The following is a 6,303-nucleotide window of genomic DNA, read 5'->3' as shown; positions in this document are numbered from 1 at the left end:
GCGGTGGAGAGTGCCGGCGGGGGCGGCGGTGGGGTCGATGGTTCGCCATGCATGTGCGTTTCCTCCATCCCGTACCGCGAGGGTGCGGGAAACGTACACTTCGCAGTCTCTTTCCGGCCACCTAATGTCGGAGTCCGTCACCCGCACGGCGACAACGAGCGCCTCCGCGCGCAGCCAGAGTGAGGGATTCCATGGCCGTCGACTACACCGTGATCGTCGTCTACCTGGCCGGGATGCTGGCCATGGGCTGGTGGGGCATGCGCCGGGCCCGTTCGAAGAGCGAGTTCCTGGTGGCGGGCCGCCGGCTGGGACCCGCGATGTACTCGGGGACGATGGCGGCGATCGTCCTCGGCGGCGCGTCCACCATCGGCGGCGTAGGTCTGGGGTATCAGTACGGCCTGTCCGGCGCGTGGATGGTCTTCACGATCGGCCTCGGTCTGCTCGCCCTGAGCGTCTTCTTCTCCGCGCGGATCGCCCGCCTCAAGGTGTACACCGTCTCCGAGATGCTCGACCTGAGGTACGGGGGTGGCAGAGCGGGCGTCATCTCGGGGGTGGTCATGTGGGCCTACACCCTGATGCTGGCGGTGACCTCGACCATCGCGTACGCCACCATCTTCGACGTCCTCTTCGACATGAACCGCACCCTCGCGATCGTCCTCGGCGGCTCGATCGTCGTCGCCTACTCCACCCTCGGCGGGATGTGGTCGATCACCCTCACGGACATGGTGCAGTTCGTCGTCAAGACCATCGGCGTGCTGCTCCTGCTGCTGCCGATCGCGGTCGTCAAGGCGGGCGGATTCGGCGCCATGCGCGACGAGTTGCCCACCTCGTACTTCGACCCGCTGGGCATCGGCGGCGAGACGATCTTCACCTACGTCCTGATCTACACGTTCGGCATGCTCATCGGCCAGGACATTTGGCAACGGGTGTTCACAGCCCGCAGCGACCGCACCGCCAAGTGGGGCGGCACGGTGGCGGGTTCGTACTGCCTCGCGTACGCCCTCGCGGGCGCCGTCATCGGGACGGCGGCCAAAGTCCTCTACCCGAACCTGAGTTCGGCGGACGACGCCTTCGCGACGATCGTGAAGGACGAACTCCCCGTCGGTGTACGCGGCTTGGTGCTGGCGGCGGCGCTCGCGGCGGTCATGTCGACGTCGTCCGGCGCGCTCATCGCCTGCGCGACGGTCGCGAACAACGACATCTGGGCGCGGCTGCGCGGCAGGCCGGCGGGCGCCGAGAGCGGCGACGAGGTCCGCGACAACCGGCGGTTCATCCTGGTCATGGGCATCGCGGTGATCGGTACGGCCGTAGCCCTCAACAACGTCGTCGAAGCGCTCACCGTCGCCTACAACCTCCTCGTCGGCGGCCTCCTCGTGCCCATCCTCGGCGGACTGCTGTGGAAGCGGGGCACGGTGCACGGCGCGCTGGCCTCGGTCGTGGTCGGCGGCGGCTCGGTCGTCGGACTGATGGCGGCCTACGGCATCCTCGCCAACGAGCCCGTGTACTACGGCCTTTCGGCGTCCCTCGTCGCGTACGTCGCCGTCTCGCTGGCGACCCCGCCGACCGACGCGGCCGTCCTCGCCGCCTGGCGCGAGCGACTCGCCGGGCACACCCCAGAACTGACGGAACATCAGCTCCGTACGGCGGCGACCTCGTCGTAGGAGACAGTGCAGGACACGCCAACAGGCGTGAGAAAGAAGGCAGTTGAGCATGACCGAGTACGAGACGCCCCGTGGCCCCGTCGACTCCTCCCGCATCCCCCGCTACGCCGGACCCGCGACGTTCGCGCGGCTGCCGAGGATCGACGAGGTCGGCGGGCAGGCCGATGTCGCCGTCGTGGGCGTTCCGTTCGACTCCGGCGTCTCGTACCGGCCGGGGGCGCGGTTCGGCGGGAACGCGGTCCGGGAGGCGTCGCGCCTGCTGCGGCCGTACAACCCTGCGCAGGACGCCTCGCCGTTCGCGCTCGCGCAGGTCGCGGACGCCGGGGACATCGCCGTGAACCCGTTCGACATCAACGAGGCCGTCGAGACGGTCGAGGCCGCCGCCGACCAACTCCTGTACAGCGGCGCCCGGTTGATGACCCTCGGCGGCGACCACACCATCGCGCTGCCCCTGCTGCGGGCGGTCGCCAAGCAGCACGGGCCGGTCGCGCTGCTGCACTTCGACGCCCATCTCGACACCTGGGACACGTACTTCGGCGCCGAGTACACGCACGGCACCCCGTTCCGGCGCGCCGTCGAGGAGGGCATCCTCGACACCTCGGCGCTCTCGCACGTCGGCACCCGGGGCCCCCTCTACGGCAAGCAGGACCTCACCGACGACGAGAAGATGGGCTTCGGGATCGTCACCTCCGCCGACGTCATGCGGCGCGGCGTCGACGAGGTCGCCGACCAGCTCCGGGAGCGGGTGGGGAACCGGCCGCTGTACATCTCGATCGACATCGACTGCCTCGACCCCGCGTACGCCCCTGGTACGGGTACCCCCGAGGCCGGAGGTATGACGTCCCGCGAGCTGCTGGAGATTCTGCGCGGCCTGTCCGGGTGCAACCTCGTTTCCGCCGATGTGGTAGAGGTTGCTCCGGCTTACGACCACGCCGAGATCACCTCCGTCGCCGCCTCCCACACGGCGTACGAGCTGGTCACCCTCATGTCCCGCCAGATTGCCGAGGCCCGCGCACAGTGACTCACGACCATGACCTCGTCCTCCGTCCCACGGCGGCCCAGACCGAGGCCGCGCTGAACCCGCCCGCCGGGCGGATCGGCGGGGACCTGGTCGTGGAAACCCTGTACAGCCTGGGAGCTACGACCGTCTTCGGACTGCCCGGCCAGCACGCGCTCGGCATGTTCGACGCGCTGCGCCGCTCCCCTCTCAGGTATGTCGGTCTCAGGGTGGAGAACAACGCGGGCTTCGCGGCCGACGCGTACGGCCGGGTCACGGGTGAGGCGGCGCCGCTGCTGCTGTCCACCGGGCCCGGCGCGCTGACCTCGCTCGCCGCGCTCCAGGAGGCGGCTGCCGCCTCGGCGCCGGTGCTCGCGATCTGTAGCCAGGTCCCGACCGCCGGGCTGGGCGGCGGGCGCCACGGCCACCTCCACGAACTCCCGGACCAGGCGGCCTCGTTCAGGGGTGTCGTGAAGTCCGTCCACACCGTCCGTACGCAGTCGCAGATCCCCTCGGCGATCGCGGAGGCGTGGCGCTCCGCGCTGTCCGCGCCGCACGGGCCGGTGTGGGTGGAGATCCCGCAGGACGTGCTCCTCGCACCGGCCGCGATCCCTGTCGTGACCGGCGTCGACGCGACCCCGGAGGAGCTGGAGCCCCGGCCCGAACTCACCGCCGTCGCCGCCGACTTGCTCGCCCGCGCCGAGCGTCCGGTGATCGTCGCGGGCGGCGGGGTGGTCCGCGCGGACGCCTCCGGCAAGCTGCGGAAGCTGGCCGAGCGGCTCTCCGCGCCGGTCGTGACGACGTACGGCGGGAAGGGGGCGTTCCCCTGGACCCACCCGCTGTCGCTCCAGTCGTGGATGGAGGACCGGCACACCACCGAACTCCTCGAAGACGCCGATGTGTTGCTCGTCCTCGGCTCCGGGCTCGGTGAACTCTCCTCCAACTACCACACGTTCAGGCCGCGCGGCCGGGTGATCCAGGTCGAGGCGGATCTCGGCAAGCTGGAGTCCAACCATCCCGCGCTCGGCATCCACGCGGACGCGCGGCTCGCGGTGCAGGCGCTGCTGGAGACCGTCGCCGACCGGGCCGACGAGCAAGCGCCGGTGCGGGTACGGGAGTTGCTGGACAAGGTGGGGGAGCGGCTCGCCGGTCAGCAACTCGGCCTGGAACAAGGGGTGCTGGCGGCTGTGCGGCGTGCGCTGCCCAAGGGGGCCGCGTCGTTCTGGGACATGACGATCCTGGGGTACTGGGCGTGGGCCGGGTTCGACGCCGGGGCGCCCAACCTCATGCATTCCGCCCAGGGCGCCGGGGGGTTGGGGTACGCGTTCCCCGCCGCGCTCGGCGCTGCCGCCGCCGATCCGACCCGGCCCGTCCTCGCCGTGTCCGGGGACGGGGGCGCGCTGTACTCCGTCGCCGAGCTGGCCACGGCCCGGCAGCACGGCTTCGACGTGACCTGGCTCGTCGTCGACGACGGGGGGTACGGCATCCTGCGGGAGTACATGACCGACGCGTTCGGCGAGGCCACCGGGACCGAGCTGGTCCGGCCCGACTTCGTGGCGCTGGCCGAGTCGTTCGGGGTGCCGGGGGTGCTGAGCTCGGTGGAGACGCTGGCGGAGGACCTCGCCAAGTCCCTTGCGGAGCCCGGCCCTTCGGTGGTGGTGCTGCCGACGGTGCTGCGGATGTTCGCGCCGACGCATCTGTAGCGGGGGAGTTGGGGTGAGGGCGGTGGTGAACCGCCCTCAAACCGCCCTCACCGCACGGGAGTCAGCCCACCCAGCGGCACGAGTGGACGTCGAAGATCCGGGTCGCGCCCGCCGGGCTCGACGGGACCGTCGTCCGGCACTGGGTCCCTGCGCTGCCGGTGCAGTTGGAGTCGTTGGTGAAGACGAGCGTCGTGATCGTGCCGCCGACCGGGTCGGTCCAGCGGTTGTTGGCCTGGACACAGACGCCTCGCGCGGTCGGCGAGGAGACGTACGCGGCCTTCGCCCTCCCCGGTGAGACGCCGGTGAGCTGCCAGGTCGTGGTCTCGGCGGCGGACGCGGCGGGCGAGGTGGCCAGAACGGTCGCGGTGGCCAGGAGCGCCGAACCGGCGAGGGTGGCGAGACGGGTGCGCATGCGTGAACTCCGGTTTCCGTGGGGGGAATTGACGATCATGCTAGGAGCGGGTCGCCGGTCTCGTACCCCTTCCAGGAGCCGTCCGGAGTGACTTCGGCTTGATCGTTCACGCCGGATGGCCGGTTCTGTAGGGGTTTCTTATGGATTTCCGATGTGCCTCTGATGTTTCTGATTCCTGAGGGAGGTTGGCTCTTTCGGGTGTTCCGCTCTGTCGGTGCGGCATGTCACTCTAGGTGAACGGGGAGTTACTTTTGGCTTGCGTGGCGAGGAGAACGGCATGGTGCAGGGTGAGGCCGGTGCGGCGGGTGGTCCGGAGACGGAGAGTGAACGCCTGCGGCGTTCCGGCGCGTTCCTCGTCGATGAGGCGCTCGGCTTCCTCCAGCCCGCGGCCCTGCGCGCGGCGGCCGAGATCGGGGTCGCCGACCATCTCGCCGAGGGTCCCCGTACCCCTGCCCAACTCGCCGTCGCCACAGGGGCGGACGAGCGCGGGCTCTACCGCGTGCTCCGGCTCCTCGCGACCCGCGGCGTCGTCGAGGAGGACGCGCTCGGGGCGTTCACCCTCACCGAGGCCGGGCAGGCGCTGCGCGGCGACGTGCCGGGTTCCGTGCGGGCGGCCGTACTCATGATCACCGACCAGAGCATGTGGCAGCCCGCGGGGGAGCTGGCCCGCTGTCTCACCGGTCAAGTCACCGCGTTCGACGCGATGTTCGGGATGCCGTTCTTCGACTACTTCGCGCAGGACGAGCGCACGGCGGCCGTCTTCCATGTCGGGATGGCCGCGATGTCCGATCCGGAGAACGCGGTCATCGCCGCCGCGTACGACTTCCCGGCGAGCGGTACGGTCGTCGACGTCGGCGGCGGACACGGCGGCCTGCTCCAGGAGACGCTGCGTCAGAATCCTGGCCTGGAGGGCGTGTTGTACGACCGCGCCCACGTCCTCGCGGGCCACCGCCTGGCCGGCGACAAGACCATCGCCGACCGCTGGAGCCTGGCGGACGGCGACTTCTTCACCGCCGTCCCCGCCGGCGACGTCATCATGATGAAGCGCATCACCCACGACTGGGACGACGACCGCTGCGTAACTCTCCTGAGCCACTGCCGGAACTCCCTTACCCCCGGCGGCAAGGTCCTCGTCCTCGACGCCGTCGTCCCGCCCGGCAACGCACCCCACCAGTCCAAGACCCTCGACCTCATGATGATGGCGTCCCTGGGCGGCCGTGAGCGTACGGCCTCCGACTTCGCGGCCCTGTTCGAGGCGGCGGGGCTGAAGTTGAGCCGGGTGATCCCTACCGAGTCGGTGCTGTCGGTGGTGGAGGCGGTGGCCGCGCAGGAGTGACTCAGCCGCCGTGATGGCGGACCAGGCACAGGGGATGCCCCGCCGGGTCCGCGAAGACGCGCCAACTCTGGCTCGGGGAACCCGCGTCGAGGAGTTTCGCGCCCAGGGCGAGGAGTTGGGACTGGGCCTCGTCCAAGTCCCGTACGCCGAAGTCCAGATGGAACTGCTGGGGGCGGGTCGGGTCCGGCCAGGTC

6 protein-coding genes are annotated in these 6,303 nt (G+C 70.6%); 4 read left to right on the top strand and 2 right to left on the bottom strand.

Features of this window, described 5'->3' with window-relative positions; genetic code table 11:
- Positions 1–191 precede the first annotated feature (191 nt).
- From AOK24_RS32525 to AOK24_RS32515, 3 genes are read left to right on the top strand one after another with little or no spacing between them, the layout of a single operon-like run.
- Entirely contained in the window at positions 192–1,661 is a 1,470-nt protein-coding gene (locus AOK24_RS32525) for a sodium:solute symporter family protein (RefSeq protein ID WP_055723613.1), read from the top strand.
- 49 nt (positions 1,662–1,710) lie between these two features.
- On the top strand, positions 1,711–2,682 hold the full coding sequence (gene speB / locus AOK24_RS32520; RefSeq protein WP_055723612.1) for an agmatinase: 972 nt from the start codon (positions 1,711–1,713) through the stop codon (positions 2,680–2,682).
- A complete protein-coding gene (locus tag AOK24_RS32515; RefSeq protein WP_055723611.1) occupies positions 2,679–4,361 on the top strand; it encodes a thiamine pyrophosphate-binding protein in 1,683 nt (560 codons plus the stop codon). Before speB ends, AOK24_RS32515 begins: the two co-directional genes overlap by 4 nt.
- Before the next feature lie 61 nt (positions 4,362–4,422).
- On the opposite strand, the gene AOK24_RS32510 is transcribed toward AOK24_RS32515, so the two are convergent.
- Positions 4,423–4,773 (bottom strand): hypothetical protein, encoded by a 351-nt coding sequence (locus AOK24_RS32510; protein WP_055723610.1) that lies wholly within the window; start codon positions 4,771–4,773, stop codon positions 4,423–4,425.
- Positions 4,774–5,050: 277 nt separating this feature from the next.
- Between AOK24_RS32510 and AOK24_RS32505 the strand changes: the two genes are divergently transcribed.
- Positions 5,051–6,109, top strand: a complete 1,059-nt coding sequence (locus tag AOK24_RS32505) for a methyltransferase (protein WP_193555405.1) — start codon at positions 5,051–5,053, stop codon at positions 6,107–6,109.
- Position 6,110: 1 nt separating this feature from the next.
- Here the strand turns inward: AOK24_RS32505 and AOK24_RS32500 are convergent.
- Positions 6,111–6,303: VOC family protein (locus AOK24_RS32500; protein ID WP_276206872.1), on the bottom strand; the 193-nt coding region annotated here is incomplete at its 5' end.

Origin of the sequence: Streptomyces niveiscabiei, from assembly GCF_001419795.1 — a bacterium.
Taxonomy (GTDB): domain Bacteria; phylum Actinomycetota; class Actinomycetes; order Streptomycetales; family Streptomycetaceae; genus Streptomyces; species Streptomyces niveiscabiei.
Note: the sequence above shows the minus strand (reverse complement) of the source record. Positions and strands in the feature narration are given on the sequence as shown.